Origin of the sequence: Duganella margarita (assembly GCF_009857535.1) — a bacterium.
In the GTDB taxonomy this organism is placed as follows: Bacteria; Pseudomonadota; Gammaproteobacteria; order Burkholderiales; family Burkholderiaceae_D; genus Rugamonas; species Rugamonas margarita.
The window spans coordinates 29,672-46,625 of record NZ_WWCS01000023.1; the positions used below are offsets into that span (position 1 = coordinate 29,672).

Below are 16,954 nucleotides of genomic sequence, written 5' to 3' on the forward strand. Positions count from 1 at the left end.
AACGTGGCGAAGGTTCTAAGAAAGGAAGAATTATTTTTTGCCGATCAAGCGGCCCAGCCATTTGACGGCGATGCGCTTGTTGGCTTTATAGGTGTAGTCCAGCATTGCAAACTGTTCGTGCAGCGCTTCCTGCATCATGCTGGCCGGATCGGCCGGCAGCAATTTGAGATACGCATCCGCCTCGCCGTAATCGCGGTGGATTTCCATGCCGGCTTTTTTGGCGATGTGCATCATGGTCTTGTTGGACGACAGGCAGTGCATGTACAGCGTGTCCACATCGTTGTTGCGGCAGTGGATCGCGGCACGCTCAAACAGCCGTGAGCCGACGCCCAGCCCGCGCGCCGAGCGGCTGACCGAGACGCCGAATTCCGCCACCCGTTCCTTGTCGGTGACAGTGCTCGTTTCATCGCGCGGCGCAAACGCCAGATGGCCGACCGCCACCAGCCGGAACACGCGGTTGTGCACGCCAAACACCATGTCGCGCGAGAAGTCGATGCCGTTGACGTAGTTGGTCAGCTGTTCATCCGGCAGCACGGAGCCGAAGCGCAGCAGGCGGTCGCTGTCTTCCAGTTCCAGGAAATGCCGCAGCATGCGGCGGCGGTCCCGCTCGCGCAATTCCTTCACCAGCACCGTCGGCCGCTTGCCGTTCCGGTGCTTGCCCCAGCGGCGCAGCGGATTCTGGAACAGGTCGGAGGAATTCATTCCGGCGACTCGTCTTCGTCCGCCAGTTTGAGCGCCTGCTTGACGGCGCTGACGCGCGCCATGTGCACGCGCTCCGGAATGCGCTGCGGCTGATCGACCAAGGCTTGCGCAATCTCCCCGGCGTTGACGCCGCGCGCCGCCGCCATCGCGGCTTCCAGATGCGCCATCTGCGGGAACGGCGCATCGGCATAGCTGCCGCTGGCGCCGATGCGGCCGCGCGAATCGCATTCGGTGGCTTGCAGCAGCTGCACGAAACGCGCCGGCTTGCGGAAGGCATCACAGCGCTCCAGCAGCTTGACGATGGTGTTGGCGCGCAGTTGCAGCGCGCGGCCCACATTGCCGTGTTCGCGCGCCGTCATCACCGCCAGGTCGCGGCATTCGGTCGGCACGCGCAGGCGCTTGCAGACCTGCTCCACCAGCTTGACGCCCAGTTCCTCATGGCCGTGATGCGAAGGCCATTTGCCGGACGGCGTCACGCCCTTGCCCAGGTCGTGCATCATGCTGGCGAAGCGCACCGGCAGTTCGCGTTCCAGCGCGGCGGCGCAGTCCAGCACCTGCAGCACATGGATGCCGGTATCGATCTCGGGATGCCACTTCTCCGGCTGCGGCACGCCCCACAACACGTCCAGCTCCGGGAGGATGCGCGCCAGCGCGCCGCAGTCGCGCAGCACTTCCAGCATGCGCGACGGCTTGGCCTCCATCAGCCCGCGCGACAGTTCCTGCCACACGCGTTCCGGCACCAGCGCATCGACTTCGCCCTGCGCCACCATCTTCTTCATCAGCTCATTGGTTTCCGGCGCCACGGTAAAATCGCTGAAGCGCGCGGCAAAGCGCGCCAGCCGCAGGATGCGCACCGGGTCTTCTGCAAACGCGTCCGACACATGGCGGAATACGCGCAATTCGATATCGCGCTGGCCGCCGTAAGGATCGGTAAGCGTGCCGTCGTCGGCGCGGGCAATCGCGTTGATGGTCAGGTCGCGCCGCACCAGGTCTTCTTCCAGCGTCACGTCGGCCGAGGTGTGGAACACAAAGCCTTTGTAGCCGGGTGCGGTTTTGCGCTCGGTGCGCGCCAGCGCATATTCTTCCTGCGTCTTCGGATGCAGGAACACAGGAAAATCCTTGCCGACCGGGCGGAAGCCCTTGGCGATCATCTCGTCCGGGGTGGCCCCGACCACCACGTGGTCATGGTCCTTGACCGGCAAACCAAGCAGCGCATCGCGCACCGCGCCGCCGACTACATAAGTACGCATAGTCTCAGTCCGGCATGTCGGCGTCGTGCTTGGGCGCCGTTTCGGTTTCGGCCAGCGCCTCGCTGACCCAGCGCGCCACCGCAGGATGGGCCAGCACGCGCTGGCAGTAAGCGTCCAGCGCCGGCGCCAGCGTCACGCCGTAGGTGCGGAAGCGCAGCACCACCGGCGCGTAGTAGGCATCGGCCAGCGAAAAGTCGCCGAACAGGAACTGGTGGTGGCCGAAGCGCGACAGGCACTCTTCCCAGATTTCGCTGATGCGGCCGATGTCGGCCTGCGTGCCCGGCGTGCGGCCCTTGCCGGGGAAGCTGGCGCGGATGTTCATCGACATCGAATTCCGCAGGTCGGAAAAGCCGGCGTGCATCTCGGCGCACACCGAGCGCGCCATGGCGCGCGCCGCCACGTCCTGCGGCCACAGATGCAGTTCCTGGAACTGCTCGGCCAGATATTCGCAGATCGCCAGGCTGTCCCAGATGGTCATCTCGTCGCCGGCCAGCAGCACCGGCACGCGGCCGGACGCCGAATAGCTGCAAATGCGGTTGGCGGTGTCGTCGCGGTCCAGCAGCACCCGCACCTCCTGGAATGGAATGCCGAAGGCGACCATCGCCACCCATGGCCGCATCGACCACGAAGAATAGTTCTTGTTGCCGATGACGAGCGTCAGGCCGGGCTGGCGCGCGGCCGCGAGCGCTTGCGACAGGCCTGGATCGAGTTGGGTAGTCTGCATGGGATACGTCCTGGTTATAAACGGTCAGCGCGGGGTGAAGCTGGTTTCCTGTTCTTCCTGCAGCGTATAGCCTTTCGGCTGCACGTTGCCGAGGCGCGCCTTCAGCGATTGCGGACGCCCTTCAAACAGCGCCGCATAGTAGGTCGAATTCGACATCACGTTCTTGACGTAGGTGCGCGTCTCCGAATACGGGATCGACTCGATGAAGATGGTGCTGTCCATCGGCTTGGTCAGCGCCGCACGCCAAGTGCGAAGGCGTCCCGGCCCGGCGTTGTAGGCGGCGGTGGCCAGCACCTCGTTGCCGTCCATATTCCCCAGCACCATGTTCAGATAGTTCGTGCCCAGCATGATGTTGTAACGCACATCGCTCAGCATGTCCTGCGCGAAGTCGGTCAGGCCGATCTTCTTGGCGACCCAGCGGCCGGTGGACGGCATCACCTGCATCAGGCCCGAAGCGCCGACGTGCGACTGCGCGTCCATGATGAAGCGCGACTCTTGCCGGATCAGGCCATACACCCAGGCCTTGTCCAGGCCCAGCGTCTGCGTGGCCGGATGCATGACGTCATTGTGCGGCGACGGGAAACGCTGCGTGTAATCGACCTGGATGCGGGTGCGATCCGAAGTATTGACCATGCGGTCGAGGATATTGTTCTGGCGCGCGTACTCGGCGGCGGCCAGGTGTTCGCGTTCGCTCAGGCCGCGCAGACCCCAGTTCCATTCGCGCGTGCCTTCGAAGCGCAGGCGCATGCCGAAGAACTTCAGCGCGCGCTGGAAGTTCGGGTTGGCGGCGATCGGCGCGATCTCCGCCGCCGTCACCGGTGCGCCGGCGGGCGGAATCGTAATCAGCTTGCCAGATTCCTCCAGCGCCAGCTGGCCGTAGTAGTTGGACTGGTCCGAGATGCTGCGGAACAGCTGCAGCGCTTCGCCGGTCGGCTGGCTGGTGACGCCGTCGCGCGCCATGATGGCGCGGCCCAGCCAGTAGACCCAGGTCGGCTCGTTGCGCAGCGACGCCGGCATGGCGCGGATATTGTTCTCCACCTGGCGCCAGTCGCCGTTGCGCAGCGCGATGCGGGTCTTCCACTGAATCTGGTCGATCGACAGCGGCGCGCTGTTGGTGCGCTTCCAGTAGTCGGAGGTTTCCGGCGCCAGCGTGTACGACGATTGCAGTGCGATCGCCGCCCAGGCTTGCTGCTGCTCCTGCGCCGTCATCTTCGGCGTGGCCTTGTTTAGCGCCAGCGTGGCCAGCTTGATGCTGGTCTTGGCCAGACGGCCGAGGGCGACGATGTAAATCTGGTGTTCCACCTTGCTTGGGCCAATGCCCTTGGCCACGGCCAATGTCGGCAGGTCGACCGCCTGCACGGCGCTCTTTTCCGGTCCGTCCAGCAGCGCGACGATGCGACGCGCCTGGCCGGTGGCGTTGAATTCACCGGACAGGCGCAGTTGCGCGTACAGGTCTTCGGTGGTGAACTGGCCGCTCTGGTACAGCGTCGCGATCAGGTCCGCGCACGGCTGGCCGTACACCGACGGCGCGGTCAGCAGGGCGCGCGCGTCGTCGGCCACTTTCTGGCCCTTGAGCGCGCGCGAGATCAGCGCGTAGCATTTGACCTGGGTGTCGTCGTCGAGCACAAACAGCGGATACTGTTCGTCGAAGGTGGCCCAGTCGCGTTTGCGGCCCAGTTCCAGCAGCCAATCGTTGCGCAGGCGGTCAACGATGGCCTGGCCCTGGTAACGCTGGAAGAAATTGCGGATTTCGGCCGGCGCGGCATCCTTCAGATGGGATTTGAGCCGATAATAATCGACGTAGGACGGAATGGAGTAGTTGGTCAGGCGGGCGGCGTAGAAATCCGCTTTGCTGGCGTCATCCTGGCGCACAGCGTCGCGCAGCAGCAGGAAGGAATCGTCTTCCCTGCGGCTATCTGCGCTGGTGTCGTCGGCATGGGCAAACGAGGTAAAGGCAACGACGACCGCGCCGGCAATCCATTTCGAAACAGAAATCAATGTGCAACTCTCTATAAGTCTTGAACCAAATATGACCAGCGACCCTAGAATACCACGCAGCGCGTCCGGATCACCAGCCCGGAAGGCGGATTTGCGGAAGCAGCTGCTGACCGCGCGGCGCGCCCTGGATCCGGCCACGCGGACGGCCTGGGACCGGGCGATTGGCGATCATGTGATCGACTGGTGGAAGGCGGCGCGGCCGGCGGCGCTGGGCGTGTATTGGCCGCTGCGCGACGAGCCGGACCTGCATCCGGCGTATGCGGAACTGGCGCGCCTGGGCGCGCGGCTGCTGCTGCCGGTGGTGGTGCAAAAGGATGCGGCGCTGGAGTTTGCCGAATGGCGCATCGGCGAGGAGATGGTCAAGGACCAGATGGGGGTGGCGGTGCCGGCCGACCTGCGCCTGCAGGCGGCCTATCCGCCGGCGCTGCTGGTGCCTTGCCTGGGCTTTAACCCGCAAGGTTATCGATTAGGCTATGGCGGCGGGTTCTACGACCGCACGCTCGCGCGGCACACGCCACGGCCGCAGACACTGGGAATAGCCTACCAATGCCTGCAAGTGCCGTTTGACAGCGATGGCCACGATGTGGCGCTGGACCGCATCATGACGGAGTAATTACACCAGCCGTTGCCACAACGCGGTGGTCGCCGCGGCCTGGTTCATGCTGTAGAAGTGCAGGCCCGGCGCGCCGCCCTGCAGCAGGCGTTCGCACAGCGCCGTCACCACGTCCAGCCCAAACGCCTTGATCGACGCGCTGTCGTCGCCGAAGCTGGCCAGCTTGAGCCGCACCCAGCGCGGGATCTCGGCGCCGCACATATCCGAGAAACGCATCAGCTGCGTGTAGTTCGTGATCGGCATGATGCCCGCCACCACCGGCACGTCGATGCCCAGCTTGCGGGTCTGCTCGACGAACTGGAAGTACGCGTCCGCATTGTAGAAATACTGCGTGATCGCCGAATTGGCGCCGGCCTTGATCTTGCGCTCGAACGCCAGCAAGTCATCCTGCGGCGACTTGGCCTGCGGGTGCACTTCCGGATAGGCCGCCACTTCGATGTGGAACCAGTCGCCGGTCTCCTGGCGGATGAACTCCACCAGCTCATTCGCGTAACGGAATTCACCGGCCGCGCCGTAGCCACTCGGCAGGTCGCCGCGCAGCGCCACGATGCGCTTGATGTCATGCGACTTGAATTCGGCCAGGATCGCGCGGATCGACTCGCGCGTGCCGCCTACGCATGACAGGTGCGGCGCCGCCTGTTCGCCGGCGTTCAAAATCTCCACCACCGTGTCCAGCGTGCCGCGCTGCGTGCTGCCGCCGGCGCCGAAGGTGACGGAAAAATATTTGGGCTTCAGCTCGGACAGCTTGGCGCGCGTGACGCGCAGCTTGTCCGCGCCTTCCACCGTTTTCGGCGGAAAAAATTCGATACTGAAATTCGGATTATCCATCTGAGTTCTTCAAAAGTAAGGTAGACAGAGCCCAGGAAATAATACTGTACAACACAGCGCCACCGACGGCGGACAGGAAGCTGTCCACATGGAAGCCATCCACCCATTGCGCCACCAGCCAGAACATGAAGCCGTTGATGATGAAGATGAACAGGCCCAGCGACACCAGCGTCACAGGCAGCGTCAGCAGGAGCAATACCGGTCGTATCAGCGTATTGACCAGGCCCAGTACAAGAGCCGCGACGAGGGCTGCGCCTATGCTTGTGACATCGACGGAATGCATCAGGTAGGGAACTGCCAGCAAGGCAATTGCATTGATTAACCAGGTAAGGACCAAACGCATAAGAAGTTCTCGCTGCAAGAGCCGTCATTCCGGCGCAGGCCGGAATCCATAGAACACCGGGCAGGATGCTCAGCATGGACCGCAGCGGCGGACCGTCCGCTTGCGCCGGAATGACGTCGATATTAATAACGGTAGTGTTCTGGCTTGTACGGACCTTCCTGGGTCACGCCGATGTAGTCGGCCTGTTCCTGGGTCAGCACAGTCAGTTGCGCATTGAGTTTTTTCAGCTGCAGACGCGCCACTTTTTCATCCAGGTGCTTCGGCAGCACGTACACGCCGACCGGATACTTGTCGGTGTTGGCGTACAGCTCGATCTGGGCGATGGTCTGGTTGGCGAACGAGGACGACATCACGTACGACGGGTGACCGGTACCGCAACCCAGGTTGACCAGGCGGCCTTCAGCCAGCAGGATGATGCGCTTGCCCGATGGGAAGATCACGTGATCGACTTGCGGCTTGATGTTTTCCCAGGTGTACTTCTTCAGCGCCGCAACGTCGATCTCGTTATCGAAGTGACCGATGTTGCAGACGATGGCCTGGTCTTTCATGGCCAGCATGTGTTGTTCGGTCAGGATGTGATAGTTGCCGGTGCAGGTGACGAAGATGTCGCCGTGTTCGGCGGCGTAATCCATGGTCACCACGCGGTAGCCTTCCATCGCAGCCTGCAGTGCGCAGATCGGATCGATCTCGGTCACCCACACTTGCGCCGACAGCGCGCGCATGGCCTGGGCCGAACCCTTGCCGACGTCACCGTAACCGGCGATGACGGCGACCTTACCGGCGATCATCACGTCGGTGGCGCGCTTGATGCCGTCGACCAGCGATTCGCGGCAGCCGTACAGGTTGTCGAACTTCGACTTGGTGACGGAATCGTTGACGTTGATCGCCGGGAAGGCCAGCTTGCCCTCCTTGTGCATCTGGTACAGGCGGTGCACGCCGGTGGTGGTCTCTTCGGTCACGCCCAGGATGTGCGGCAGACGCTTGGAGTACCACGCCGGGTCCTTGGCCAGGTGGGCCTTGATGGCGTTGAACAGGCAGATTTCTTCTTCCGAGCCTGGCGCGGCCAGCACCGAGATGTCTTTTTCGGCGCGCGCGCCGAGGTGCAGCAGCAGCGTGGCGTCGCCGCCGTCGTCGAGGATCATGTTCGAGTAGACCGCGTTGCCGGCGGCGTCGTTCGGCCATTCGAAGATGCGGTGGGTGTAGTCCCAGTATTCGTCCAGGGTCTCGCCCTTGATGGCGAACACCGGCGTGCCGGCGGCGGCGATGGCGGCGGCGGCGTGGTCCTGGGTCGAGTAGATGTTGCACGAGGCCCAGCGCACGTCGGCGCCCAGCGCTTCCAGCGTCTGGATCAGCACGGCGGTCTGAATGGTCATGTGCAGCGAACCGGTGATGCGCGCGCCTTTGAGCGGCTGGCTGGCGGCGAATTCCTCGCGGATCGCCATCAGGCCAGGCATTTCGGTTTCGGCAATCTTGATTTCTTTGTTACCCCATGGCGCCAGGGAGATATCGGCGACCAGGTAGTCTTGAGCGGTTTTGAGTACGGCGTTCATCACGCCCTCCTTTCATGTGTTGAAAAAAGTAACGTGAGCGCGGTTTGGATCTCCGAGCCTGGCGAAAGCTAGTTCGTCGCAGCGCTCCTCGGAACGTGCATTTTAGCATCGTTCATCGGCGATGGCGACAACAATCCGTGCGCCCGGACGCGCCGGCGCGCAAATAAAAACGCCCCGGCGTGCGGGGCGTTTGACTTGGGTGCGGGGGATTATTTCAGGCCGGCGGCGGCGCGCAGGATGGCGGCCTTGTCGGTGCGCTCCCACGAGAATTCCGGCTCTTCGCGGCCGAAGTGGCCGTAAGCGGCGGTCTTGGCGTAGATCGGGCGCAGCAGGTCCAGCATCTGCACGATGCCTTTCGGACGCAGGTCGAAGTGCTCCTGCACCAGCTGGGCGATTTTCTCGTCCGGGATCACGCCGGTGCCTTCGGTGTACACGGTGATGTTGATCGGACGCGCGACGCCGATCGCATACGACACCTGCACCTGGCACTGACGCGCCAGGCCAGCGGCCACCACGTTCTTGGCCACGTAACGGGCCGCATACGCTGCCGAACGGTCGACCTTGGATGGATCCTTGCCGGAGAACGCGCCGCCGCCGTGCGGCGATGCGCCACCGTAGGTGTCCACGATGATCTTGCGGCCGGTCAGGCCGCAGTCGCCCTGCGGGCCGCCGATGACGAAACGGCCGGTCGGGTTGACCAGGTATTTGGTGTCCTGCAGCCATTCTTTCGGCAGCACCGGCTTGATGATCTCTTCGATCACCGCTTCTTCGATCTGCTTGTGCAGCATTTCCGGCGCGTGCTGGGTCGACAGCACCACGGTGTCCACCGCCACCGGACGGCCGTTCACATAACGCAGCGTCACTTGCGACTTGGCATCCGGACGCAGCCATGGCAGACGGCCATCCTTGCGCAGCTGCGACTGGCGCTCGACCAGGCGGTGGGCGTAGTGGATCGCGGCCGGCATCAGCTCGGCGGTCTCGTCGCAGGCGTAACCGAACATCAGGCCCTGGTCGCCGGCGCCCTGGTCCAGGTCCAGGCCGGCGCCTTCGTCAACGCCCTGGGCGATGTCCGGCGACTGCTTGTCGTAGGCCACCAGCACCGCGCAACCGCGGTAGTCGATCCCGTAGTCGGTATTGTCGTAGCCGATGCGTTTGATGGTTTCGCGGGCAACCTGGATGTAGTCGACGTTGGCGTGGGTGGTGATTTCACCGGCCAGCACCACCAGACCGGTGTTGCACAGCGTTTCGGCGGCAACACGGGCTTTCGGGTCCTGGGCCAGAATCGCGTCGAGGATGGCGTCGGAAATTTGGTCAGCTACCTTGTCGGGGTGACCTTCCGAGACGGATTCCGAGGTGAAAAGATAATCGTTAGACATCGCAAGCTCCTGATATGGTGTGAATAATACGGTCGCATACCAACACGGCTTGCGACGCTTTAGCGATATTTATATCCCGCGTCGCAAGTTGTCATTAACTCAGCGGTTACTGCTTAACGTGGTATTTTACGCTCTTTTAAAAAAGCTTGCTTTCGATACAGGGCAATTCTCTCATGCTGGTTTCACTTTTCCGTTTTCTGTCGATCTTCCCTTTGTCCGTGCTGCATGCGGCTGGCGCCGCGCTCGGCTGGCTGGTGTACTGGGCCTCGCCTTCCTACCGCCGCCGCCTGCGCGACAACCTGACCCAGGCCGGCTTCAGCCAGCACTTGAACGCGGCCGTCGCCGAAGCCGGCAAGAGCATGTTCGAGCTGCCCTTCATCTGGTGCGCCGACCCGGCCCGCGTGTCGCGCCACGCCACGCTGGAAAACTGGGCGCTGGTGCAAACCGAGCTCGACGCTGGCCGCGGCATCGTCTTCATGACGCCGCACCTGGGCTGCTTCGAGATCGTGGCACAGGAAATCGCCCTGCGCACCGAGCTGATGGTGATGTACCGCCCGCCCAAAAAAGACGCCCTCAAGCCGCTGATTGAAGGCGCGCGCGCGCGCAAGAACCTGCTGCTGGCGCCGGCCAACATGTCCGGCGTGCGCATGCTGGCCAAATTCCTCAAGAAAGGCCAGCCGGTCGGCGTGCTGCCCGACCAGGTGCCGCAGGAAGGCGAAGGCGTGTGGGCCACCTTCTTCGGCCGCAACGCCTACAGCATGACCTTGCCGGCCAAGCTGGCCCTGCTGGGCAACGCCACCGTCATCATCACCTACGCCGAGCGCTTGCCGGGCGGGCGCGGCTATGTGGTACGCTTCGTGCCCTTTGACGGCACCCTGGACGGCGACAGCGCCGCCCAGGCGCAAGCGATCAACCACGCCATGGAACGCCTGATCGCCCGCAACCCGTCGCAATATTACTGGAGCTATAACCGCTACAAGGTGCCGCACGGCGTCGCGGCACCGGTGGCGGGAGAACACGCATGAAACTGATGTTGGGATTGATGTGGCTGCTGCACTGGCTGCCGCTGCCGCTGCTGGGCCGCTTTGGCGCCGCCATCGGCAGCCTGTTGTTTGTGGTGATGCGTCCGCGCCGGCAGATCGCGCTGACCAATCTGCGCCTGACCATGCCGCAGCTGAGCGAGGCCGAGCGGATCGACATTGCCCGCCGCCACTTCCAGGCTTACTCGCGCAGCGTGTGGGAGCGCGCGATCTTGTGGTGGGCGCCGGAAGCACGCCTCAAGCGCCTGATCCGGATCGAGCCCGACGGCGTGATTCCGGTGGCCGGGATGACCAGCAAGCCGACCATCCTGCTGTGCCCGCACTTCGTCTGCCTCGACGTGGCCGGCGCCGCCATTGCCATGGAAGCGTCCGCCTCGTCGATGTACGTGACGCAGAAGAACGCCGCCTTCGACCACGTGCTGCGCGCCGGCCGCGCCCGCTTCAAGCCGGTCAAGCTGTTCACCCGCCAGGACGGCATCAAGCCGATTCTGCGCGCGCTGCGCGACCGGCTGCCCTACTTCATGCTGCCGGACATGGATTTCGGCGAGAAGGATGCCGAGTTCGTGCCGTTCTTCGGCATCCAGGCCGCCACGCTGACCGCCACCGCCCGCATCGCCGCCACCACCGGCGCGCAGGTGATGCCGGTGATCGCCACCTTCCTGCCGGATTACCAGGGATGGCGTGTCAAATTCTATCCAGTGTGGGACAATTATCCCGGCGAGGACATGGTGGCCGCCACCCGCCGCATGAATGAGTTCATCGAGGAACGCGTGCGTGAATCCCCGGCCGAATATTTCTGGACACACAAACGCTTCAAGACCCGCCCCAACGGCGAGCCTTCGCTGTACGGCAAAAAATAAACCACCCATGAAACTCAAATTCACCAAAATGCACGGCGCCGGCAATGACTTCGTCGTCATCGACGGCGTCAACCAGCAGATCGACTTCACGCCGGCGCAGTGGCAGCGGCTGGGCGACCGCCGCTTCGGCGTCGGCGCCGACCAGATCCTGCTGGTGGAAAGGCCGACCGAAGCCGGCTGCGATTTCCGCTATCGCATCTTCAACGCCGACGGTGGTGAAGTGGAGCAATGCGGCAACGGCTCGCGCGCGTTCGTCAAGTTCGTGTCGGAAAAGGGCTTGACCGACAAGCAATCGATCACCGTGCAGACCAAAGCCGGCGTCATCGTGCCACGGCTGGAAGCCAATGGCAGCATCACGGTGGACATGGGAGCGCCGGTGCTGGAGCCGGGCCGGGTGCCGTTCGATGCCGAAGGCCTGCACGGCGAACATCAGGGCGACGATACGCTGTGGCCGCTATTGCTGGAACTGGGCGGCGCGCGCGAGAGCGTGCTGATTTCGGCGGTGTCGATGGGCAATCCGCACGCGGTGCAGGTGGTCGACGATGTCGAGACCGCGCCGGTCGAGCTGACCGGGCCGCTGATCGAGCATCATGTGCGCTTCCCGAACCGCGTCAACGCCGGCTTCATGCAGGTGCTCGATCGCCAGCATGTGAAGCTGCGCGTGTTTGAACGTGGCGTCGGCGAAACGCTGGCGTGCGGCACGGGCGCCTGTGCGGCGGCCGTGGCCGGCATCCGGCGCGGCCTGCTGGACAGCCCGGTGCGGGTCGATGCGCGCGGCGGCCAGCTGTCGATCAGCTGGGCCGGCGCAGGCCAGCCGGTATTCCTGACCGGTCCGGCCGTGACCGTGTTTGAAGGCGAAATCGAGATCTGACCGTCATTGCACCGCTGCGGCCTATGCTGGGCATGCGCTCCATGGATTCCCGCCTGCGCGGGAATGACGGCGGCTAGGCTGCCATCAAGTCATCGGGCAGCCAGGTCTTGAGCCGGTACAGGCGCTGGCGGTAATTGCCTTCCAGCCCGTCCGGCCCGCTGTCGATGGACTCGAACAGGCGCACGATGCGGTCCAGCGCCTGCCGCTCCCGCGCCGTGCGCAGCAGCACCAGCCGGCGCTTGCTGCGGCCATAGCTGGCGCGGATGTCCACCACCAGGCAATGGCCGTGATCGGCCGCTTTGACATCCAGCAGCAACGCTTCCGCCCGGCTCAGTCCGAACAGTGCGGCCAGCTCCAGCCGCGCCGCCAGCAACGGCTGGCTCTCCGACAATTCCCGCGTCAAACAGGTAATGACGCTGGTCATCCAGTCCGCCTCCCGCGGCGCGGCCGCCACCCGTTGCAGCGCCGCCTCCGCTTCCGGACAGCCCTGAGCGGCGGCCTTTTGCAGCCAGTAGGCGGCGCGCACGTCGCTTTGGGCGTCGGTGCGGCGGTTGCGCCAGGCGTACATGCCGCACTCCAGCTGGGCCGCGCAATGGCCCATGTCGGCGGCGCGCTCCAGATAGCTTTGCGCTTCGGCCACGCAGCGCTGCGAAAACTCCGGTTTCAGATAGATACGCGACAGCGCGAACCATGCTTCCGCCAACCCTTGTTCGCCGGCCAGCGTCAGCCAGCGGATGGCGCGCTTGAAATTGACGGCGGCAATGCCCTGGCTGTGGCGCTTGCCGTCGCTGTCCATGCGCGCAAACCACAGGCCCAGCGCCAGCTGGGCGTTGCGTTCGCCGCCGTAAGCCGCCAGTTCACGGCAATGCTGCAACTCGGCGTCGGCGCTGGTCGGCGGCAGCAGTGCGGCGCAGCGCGCCAGCAAGCCCAGCATCTGCGGTCCCGCTTGCCATTCGGCCACGCGCGCCGCTTCGGCGTCGGCCGGCGCGCGCGCCAGCAGCGGGCGCAGCAAGGGCCGCGCCTGTTGCAAAAAAGCCGCGTGGTGATGGCGCCACAGATGATCCAGTTGCGCTGCCTGCGCCGCCGTCAGCGCCAGGTCGCCGCAGGCCGGCGGCAGCGCCGGCGGCGCCGTCGGACGCAACATGGTGGGATGGGCGCCGTGCGCGGGCAAGACCGGGTGACGCACCGGTGCGCTGACCGCCGGCGCTGTCTGCTGCTGCAACTGCGCCAGCACCAGCGCCGCCGCAGGAATGCCGGCGTCGCTGGCGCGTTGATACCAGCACAGCACTTCCGGCAGCGCATGGCGGGCGATTTCATACGGAATGTGGTTGCCGATCAGACGCCACGCGTCATCGCGCTCCTGGCGGGCGGCGCGCGCCAGCCAGTGCAGCGCGGTCGGCACATTGAGCGGCAGGCTGGCGCCACCGAACAGATACAGCTTGCCCAGCGCCAGTTGGCAGTCCGCGTCTCCGGCGCGGGCGCCCCTGATGATCCCTAACTCTTCTCGATTTGCCATTGTCTCTTGTTATGCATGTCATCGAAGTGGGATGCGCCGCTGTGTCATCTGCGGCGCCATTTGTATCCTAGTGTAGCGTGCCATCCGCGCCACACGCTAAAACAATCTGCGGGTGGGCTTGATTTGCCACAAGCGGCGCCCCCCTCCCTCGCCTGTACGCTAGAACTGTTTCATGCCCGGCTGAAAGCAAATGCAATCCAGCACGGGCCAAATGACGCGGCTGACAAGCGTTTCATAAATACAACAAGAAGCCGGCCTTGTGCGGCTTTCAACCAAAACAAACCGTTCCAATCGACCATTCCAGCGCCACCGGCCCGAGCAACCATTAAGGTTTAAACAACCGGTCGTGCAGCAGCGGGGATGAGAGAAATACACTTATAAAGGAATAAAAATGAAAAAAACTCTGGTGGCTCTGGCACTCACGGGTGTGCTGATGGGTGTGACCGCAGGCGCGCAGGCGCAATCGTCGGTCACCATCTACGGCACGCTGGACGCCGGCATGTCGCGCCGCACCGATACCGACGTGACCGCAGTCGGCAAGCGCGATAACAACAAGCTGGGCTTCCGCGGCGTAGAAGACCTCGGCAATGGCCTGAAAGCCCTGTTCCAGCTGGAAATCCGCTACGAGCCCGACACCGGCGTCATCGAAAACACCGTGCGTCCCCTGTTCCAGGGCCAGAGCCGGGTCGGCCTGCAGGGCGACTTCGGCACGCTGCGCCTGGGCCGCGGCCTGACCGCGTTCCAGGAAACCAGCACCGCCTTCGAGCCATGGTCCGGCATGCCGGCCGTGGCCGGCTACCAGACCGACCTGCAAGTGGCCGGCTACACCAGCGATCCGATGAGCGTGGCCGGCAACTCGCTGAACCGCTTTTCCAACGCCGTGTTCTACAACACGCCGGTGTTCGCCAACATTTTCCAGCTGAACGTCACCGTGGCCAGCCGCGAAGCCAACAACAACCCGGTCATCATCGGCCGCGGCACCACCACCGCGCCGCAGTTCCCGGCCAACAGCATGGCGGCCAAGTATCCGTACTCGGTCAGCGCCACCGCCACCCAGGGGCCGTTTGCCGCCTATGCCGCCTACGAGCGCAACGCCGTAGCCACCAAGCTGTGGTCGGTCGGCGCCTCGTTCAAGCCGATCAACGACCTCAAGCTGATGGCCACCTACCAGCATCAGGACCAGGACTACAGCCTGCCGATCAACCCGGTCACCAAGGCCTGGATGATCGGCGCCAACTACAACATCGGCCTCGGCCTGGTGCGCGCCGGCATCGGCCGCAAGACGCCGGACAATGCGCTCAACGTGCCGACCATCGCCAAGACCAAGCAATTCTCGCTCGGCTACGACTACAACCTGTCGCCGCGCACCTATGTGTACGTGGACGGCACGCGCCGCAAAGCGACGGCCACCACCACCTTCAATTTCTACAGCGTCGGCATCCACCACAACTTCTGAGCGGGCGCAGTCGCAGAACTGCCGGCGTGAGTTGGGGAATCACGGACATGGGTCCACCATGTCCGTTTTTTTTCGTTTAAAATTGCACACCAACCTCGCTTACAAAGTACCTCATGACCGCTCCACTGGATTCCACCCTCGTCGCGCAATACCTGACCGAGCACCCGCAATTCTTCGAAGAACACGCCGACTTGCTGGGTGAAATCAAACTGGCCAGTCCGCTGACCGGCCGCGCCGTCTCGCTGCAGGAACGCCAGATGGAAGTGTTGCGCGACAAATACAAAACGCTGGAACTGCGCATGAGCAACCTGATGCGCCTGGCGTCGGAAAACGAAGCCATCGCCAACAAGTTCCACCGCTGGACCCAGGTGCTGCTGCAAGCGGAAGATGTTGGCTCGATGCCACACTCGGTCACCAGCGGCCTGAAAACCAGCTTCGAGGTGCCGCAGGTGACCGTGCGCATCTGGGGCGCGGCGCCGGACTACGCCGACGAGTGGTTCGTCAAGGGCGTGTCGGACGACGCCCGCATCTTCGCCAACAGCCTGCTGGCCCCCTACTGCGGCGCCAACAAGGACTTTGAAGCAGTGCGCTGGCTGGACGATCCGTCGGCCGTGGTGTCGACCGTCATCATCCCGCTGCGCAAGCCGGGCGACAAGCAGGCGTTCGGCCTGCTGATCATGGGCTCGCAGGACGCCAACCGCTTCACCGCGCTGATGGCCACCGACTTCCTGATCCACATCGGCGAAACCTCCAGCACCGCGCTGGCCTGGCTGCTGGCCTGAGCAGCACCATGAGCGACGCTCCAGACAGCAAGCTGGCCTGGATCGACGCCTATCTCGCCCACCTGCGGGGCGTGCGCCAGCTGTCGCCCCACACCTGCGCCGCCTATGCCCGCGACTTGCAGGAGCTGGTGACGCTGACCGGCGACACCGGCTGGCCGCAGCTGGACCACCACGCGGTGCGCCGGCTGACCGCCAGGCTGCACGCGCAAGAACTCGATCCCCGTTCGATTGCCCGCAAGCTGTCCAGCTGGCGCGGTTTTTTCAACTGGCTGGGCGAACAGATCCCGCTGGCGGCCAACCCGGTGCAGGGCGTGCGCGCCCCCAAGCGCGCCAAAACGCTGCCGCGCGCGCTGTCGGTGGACGACGCCGTGCAACTGGTGGCGCCAGCACGGCCGGCGGCCGGCAACGGCGCCGAACCGGCCGACCTGTGCAACCGCGCCATGTTCGAGCTGCTGTACTCCAGCGGCCTGCGGGTGTCCGAATTGGCCGGACTCGACCTGACGCCGCACAAGGACAGCCTCGGCTGGGTCGACCTCGCCAACCGCGAAGTGCTGGTCACCGGCAAGGGCAACAAGCGCCGCACGGTGCCGGTCGGCAGCGCCGCGCTGGCCGCGCTGCAGGCCTGGCTGGCGGTGCGGCCAGCGCCGGCCGATGGCAGCGACGCGCTGTTCCTCAGCACGCGCGGCAGCCGCGTCTCGCCGCGCGTGATCCAGCAGCGGCTGCAGACCCACGGCGTGGCGCATGGCGCGCCGGTGCACGTTCATCCGCACATGCTGCGCCACTCGTTCGCCTCGCACGTGCTGCAATCGTCCGGCGACTTGCGGGCGGTGCAGGAAATGCTGGGCCACGCCAGCATCAGCTCGACCCAGGTCTACACGGCGCTGGACTTCCAGCATCTGGCCGAGGTCTACGACAAGGCCCATCCGCGCGCCAAGGTGAAGTAGCACACGCGTGCTGATATTGCTCAATTGGACGAATTGCTAGCCGCCGCAGAAATCCGGCATAATCAGCCGATTGCATTTCCGCATTTTGAATTAAAGACAAC

General features: G+C 64.3%; 16 protein-coding genes and 1 riboswitch. Of the genes, 7 read left to right on the forward strand and 9 right to left on the reverse strand.

The window, feature by feature from the left end:
* Window positions 1–30: 30 nt before the first annotated feature.
* Genes GTP55_RS25140 through GTP55_RS25155 form a run of 4 tightly spaced genes read right to left on the reverse strand, consistent with a single transcriptional unit; the run spans window position 31 to window position 4,674 of the window.
* Window positions 31–702: a GNAT family N-acetyltransferase gene (locus GTP55_RS25140; RefSeq protein ID WP_161047533.1), complete on the reverse strand. Its 672-nt coding sequence runs from the start codon at window positions 700–702 to the stop codon at window positions 31–33.
* Entirely contained in the window at window positions 699–1,952 is a 1,254-nt protein-coding gene (locus tag GTP55_RS25145; RefSeq protein ID WP_161047534.1) for a multifunctional CCA addition/repair protein, read from the reverse strand. Before GTP55_RS25145 ends, GTP55_RS25140 begins: the two co-directional genes overlap by 4 nt.
* A 4-nt stretch (window positions 1,953–1,956) precedes the next feature.
* On the reverse strand, window positions 1,957–2,676 hold the full coding sequence (locus GTP55_RS25150; protein ID WP_161047535.1) for a glutathione S-transferase family protein: 720 nt from the start codon (window positions 2,674–2,676) through the stop codon (window positions 1,957–1,959).
* 24 nt (window positions 2,677–2,700) lie between these two features.
* A complete protein-coding gene (locus GTP55_RS25155) occupies window positions 2,701–4,674 on the reverse strand; it encodes a lytic transglycosylase domain-containing protein (RefSeq protein WP_161047536.1) in 1,974 nt (657 codons plus the stop codon).
* Between the two features lie 31 nt (window positions 4,675–4,705).
* Here GTP55_RS25155 and GTP55_RS25160 point away from each other — a divergent pair, with 31 nt between their 5' ends.
* The gene (locus GTP55_RS25160; RefSeq protein WP_161047537.1) at window positions 4,706–5,287 is read left to right on the forward strand and encodes a 5-formyltetrahydrofolate cyclo-ligase; all 582 of its coding nucleotides are present in this window, start codon (window positions 4,706–4,708) and stop codon (window positions 5,285–5,287) included.
* Here the strand turns inward: GTP55_RS25160 and metF are convergent, their stop codons facing one another.
* The 4 genes from metF to metK all read right to left on the reverse strand — a co-directional run bounded on the left by metF (window position 5,288) and on the right by metK (window position 9,384).
* On the reverse strand, window positions 5,288–6,115 hold the full coding sequence (gene metF / locus GTP55_RS25165; RefSeq protein WP_161047538.1) for a methylenetetrahydrofolate reductase [NAD(P)H]: 828 nt from the start codon (window positions 6,113–6,115) through the stop codon (window positions 5,288–5,290). It abuts the gene before it with no gap.
* The gene (locus GTP55_RS25170; RefSeq protein ID WP_110846284.1) at window positions 6,108–6,458 is read right to left on the reverse strand and encodes a phage holin family protein; all 351 of its coding nucleotides are present in this window, start codon (window positions 6,456–6,458) and stop codon (window positions 6,108–6,110) included. Before GTP55_RS25170 ends, metF begins: the two co-directional genes overlap by 8 nt.
* A gap of 122 nt (window positions 6,459–6,580) precedes the next feature.
* Window positions 6,581–8,008 (reverse strand): adenosylhomocysteinase, encoded by a 1,428-nt coding sequence (ahcY, locus tag GTP55_RS25175; protein WP_161047539.1) that lies wholly within the window; start codon window positions 8,006–8,008, stop codon window positions 6,581–6,583.
* A gap of 28 nt (window positions 8,009–8,036) precedes the next feature.
* Window positions 8,037–8,104: riboswitch (S-adenosyl-L-homocysteine riboswitch) on the reverse strand.
* A 113-nt stretch (window positions 8,105–8,217) separates the two neighbouring features.
* Window positions 8,218–9,384, reverse strand: coding sequence for a methionine adenosyltransferase (gene metK / locus GTP55_RS25180; RefSeq protein WP_110846281.1), 1,167 nt, complete (start codon window positions 9,382–9,384; stop codon window positions 8,218–8,220).
* Window positions 9,385–9,557: 173 nt separating this feature from the next.
* Between metK and GTP55_RS25185 the strand changes: the two genes are divergently transcribed.
* Genes GTP55_RS25185 through dapF form a run of 3 tightly spaced genes read left to right on the forward strand, consistent with a single transcriptional unit; the run spans window position 9,558 to window position 12,155 of the window.
* The gene (locus GTP55_RS25185; protein WP_161047540.1) at window positions 9,558–10,409 is read left to right on the forward strand and encodes a lysophospholipid acyltransferase family protein; all 852 of its coding nucleotides are present in this window, start codon (window positions 9,558–9,560) and stop codon (window positions 10,407–10,409) included.
* The gene (locus GTP55_RS25190) at window positions 10,406–11,284 is read left to right on the forward strand and encodes an LpxL/LpxP family acyltransferase (RefSeq protein WP_161047541.1); all 879 of its coding nucleotides are present in this window, start codon (window positions 10,406–10,408) and stop codon (window positions 11,282–11,284) included. Before GTP55_RS25185 ends, GTP55_RS25190 begins: the two co-directional genes overlap by 4 nt.
* A 7-nt stretch (window positions 11,285–11,291) precedes the next feature.
* Window positions 11,292–12,155, forward strand: a complete 864-nt coding sequence (gene dapF / locus GTP55_RS25195) for a diaminopimelate epimerase (protein WP_161047542.1) — start codon at window positions 11,292–11,294, stop codon at window positions 12,153–12,155.
* A 73-nt stretch (window positions 12,156–12,228) separates the two neighbouring features.
* On the opposite strand, the gene GTP55_RS25200 is transcribed toward dapF, so the two are convergent.
* Window positions 12,229–13,671 (reverse strand): tetratricopeptide repeat protein, encoded by a 1,443-nt coding sequence (locus tag GTP55_RS25200; protein ID WP_161047543.1) that lies wholly within the window; start codon window positions 13,669–13,671, stop codon window positions 12,229–12,231.
* Between the two features lie 391 nt (window positions 13,672–14,062).
* Between GTP55_RS25200 and GTP55_RS25205 the strand changes: the two genes are divergently transcribed.
* The 3 genes from GTP55_RS25205 to GTP55_RS25215 all read left to right on the forward strand — a co-directional run bounded on the left by GTP55_RS25205 (window position 14,063) and on the right by GTP55_RS25215 (window position 16,853).
* Window positions 14,063–15,127, forward strand: coding sequence for a porin (locus tag GTP55_RS25205; RefSeq protein ID WP_161047544.1), 1,065 nt, complete (start codon window positions 14,063–14,065; stop codon window positions 15,125–15,127).
* 113 nt (window positions 15,128–15,240) lie between these two features.
* The gene (locus tag GTP55_RS25210) at window positions 15,241–15,909 is read left to right on the forward strand and encodes a DUF484 family protein (protein WP_161047545.1); all 669 of its coding nucleotides are present in this window, start codon (window positions 15,241–15,243) and stop codon (window positions 15,907–15,909) included.
* 8 nt (window positions 15,910–15,917) lie between these two features.
* A complete protein-coding gene (locus tag GTP55_RS25215; RefSeq protein ID WP_161047546.1) occupies window positions 15,918–16,853 on the forward strand; it encodes a tyrosine recombinase XerC in 936 nt (311 codons plus the stop codon).
* Window positions 16,854–16,954: the final 101 nt, after the last annotated feature.

Bases quoted from the DNA above. Each gene is read 5' to 3' on its own strand.
- dapF (WP_161047542.1), top strand. From the start codon at position 11,292: ATGAAACTCAAATTCACCAAAATGCACGGCGCCGGCAATGACTTCGTC.
- GTP55_RS25170 (WP_110846284.1), bottom strand. From the start codon at position 6,458: ATGCGTTTGGTCCTTACCTGGTTAATCAATGCAATTGCCTTGCTGGCA.
- GTP55_RS25215 (WP_161047546.1), top strand. From the start codon at position 15,918: ATGAGCGACGCTCCAGACAGCAAGCTGGCCTGGATCGACGCCTATCTC.
- GTP55_RS25160 (WP_161047537.1), top strand. From the start codon at position 4,706: ATGACCAGCGACCCTAGAATACCACGCAGCGCGTCCGGATCACCAGCC.
- GTP55_RS25210 (WP_161047545.1), top strand. From the start codon at position 15,241: ATGACCGCTCCACTGGATTCCACCCTCGTCGCGCAATACCTGACCGAG.
- GTP55_RS25190 (WP_161047541.1), top strand. From the start codon at position 10,406: ATGAAACTGATGTTGGGATTGATGTGGCTGCTGCACTGGCTGCCGCTG.
- ahcY (WP_161047539.1), bottom strand. From the start codon at position 8,008: ATGAACGCCGTACTCAAAACCGCTCAAGACTACCTGGTCGCCGATATC.
- GTP55_RS25185 (WP_161047540.1), top strand. From the start codon at position 9,558: ATGCTGGTTTCACTTTTCCGTTTTCTGTCGATCTTCCCTTTGTCCGTG.
- GTP55_RS25200 (WP_161047543.1), bottom strand. From the start codon at position 13,671: ATGGCAAATCGAGAAGAGTTAGGGATCATCAGGGGCGCCCGCGCCGGA.
- metK (WP_110846281.1), bottom strand. From the start codon at position 9,384: ATGTCTAACGATTATCTTTTCACCTCGGAATCCGTCTCGGAAGGTCAC.
- GTP55_RS25205 (WP_161047544.1), top strand. From the start codon at position 14,063: ATGAAAAAAACTCTGGTGGCTCTGGCACTCACGGGTGTGCTGATGGGT.
- GTP55_RS25140 (WP_161047533.1), bottom strand. From the start codon at position 702: ATGAATTCCTCCGACCTGTTCCAGAATCCGCTGCGCCGCTGGGGCAAG.
- metF (WP_161047538.1), bottom strand. From the start codon at position 6,115: ATGGATAATCCGAATTTCAGTATCGAATTTTTTCCGCCGAAAACGGTG.
- GTP55_RS25145 (WP_161047534.1), bottom strand. From the start codon at position 1,952: ATGCGTACTTATGTAGTCGGCGGCGCGGTGCGCGATGCGCTGCTTGGT.
- GTP55_RS25150 (WP_161047535.1), bottom strand. From the start codon at position 2,676: ATGCAGACTACCCAACTCGATCCAGGCCTGTCGCAAGCGCTCGCGGCC.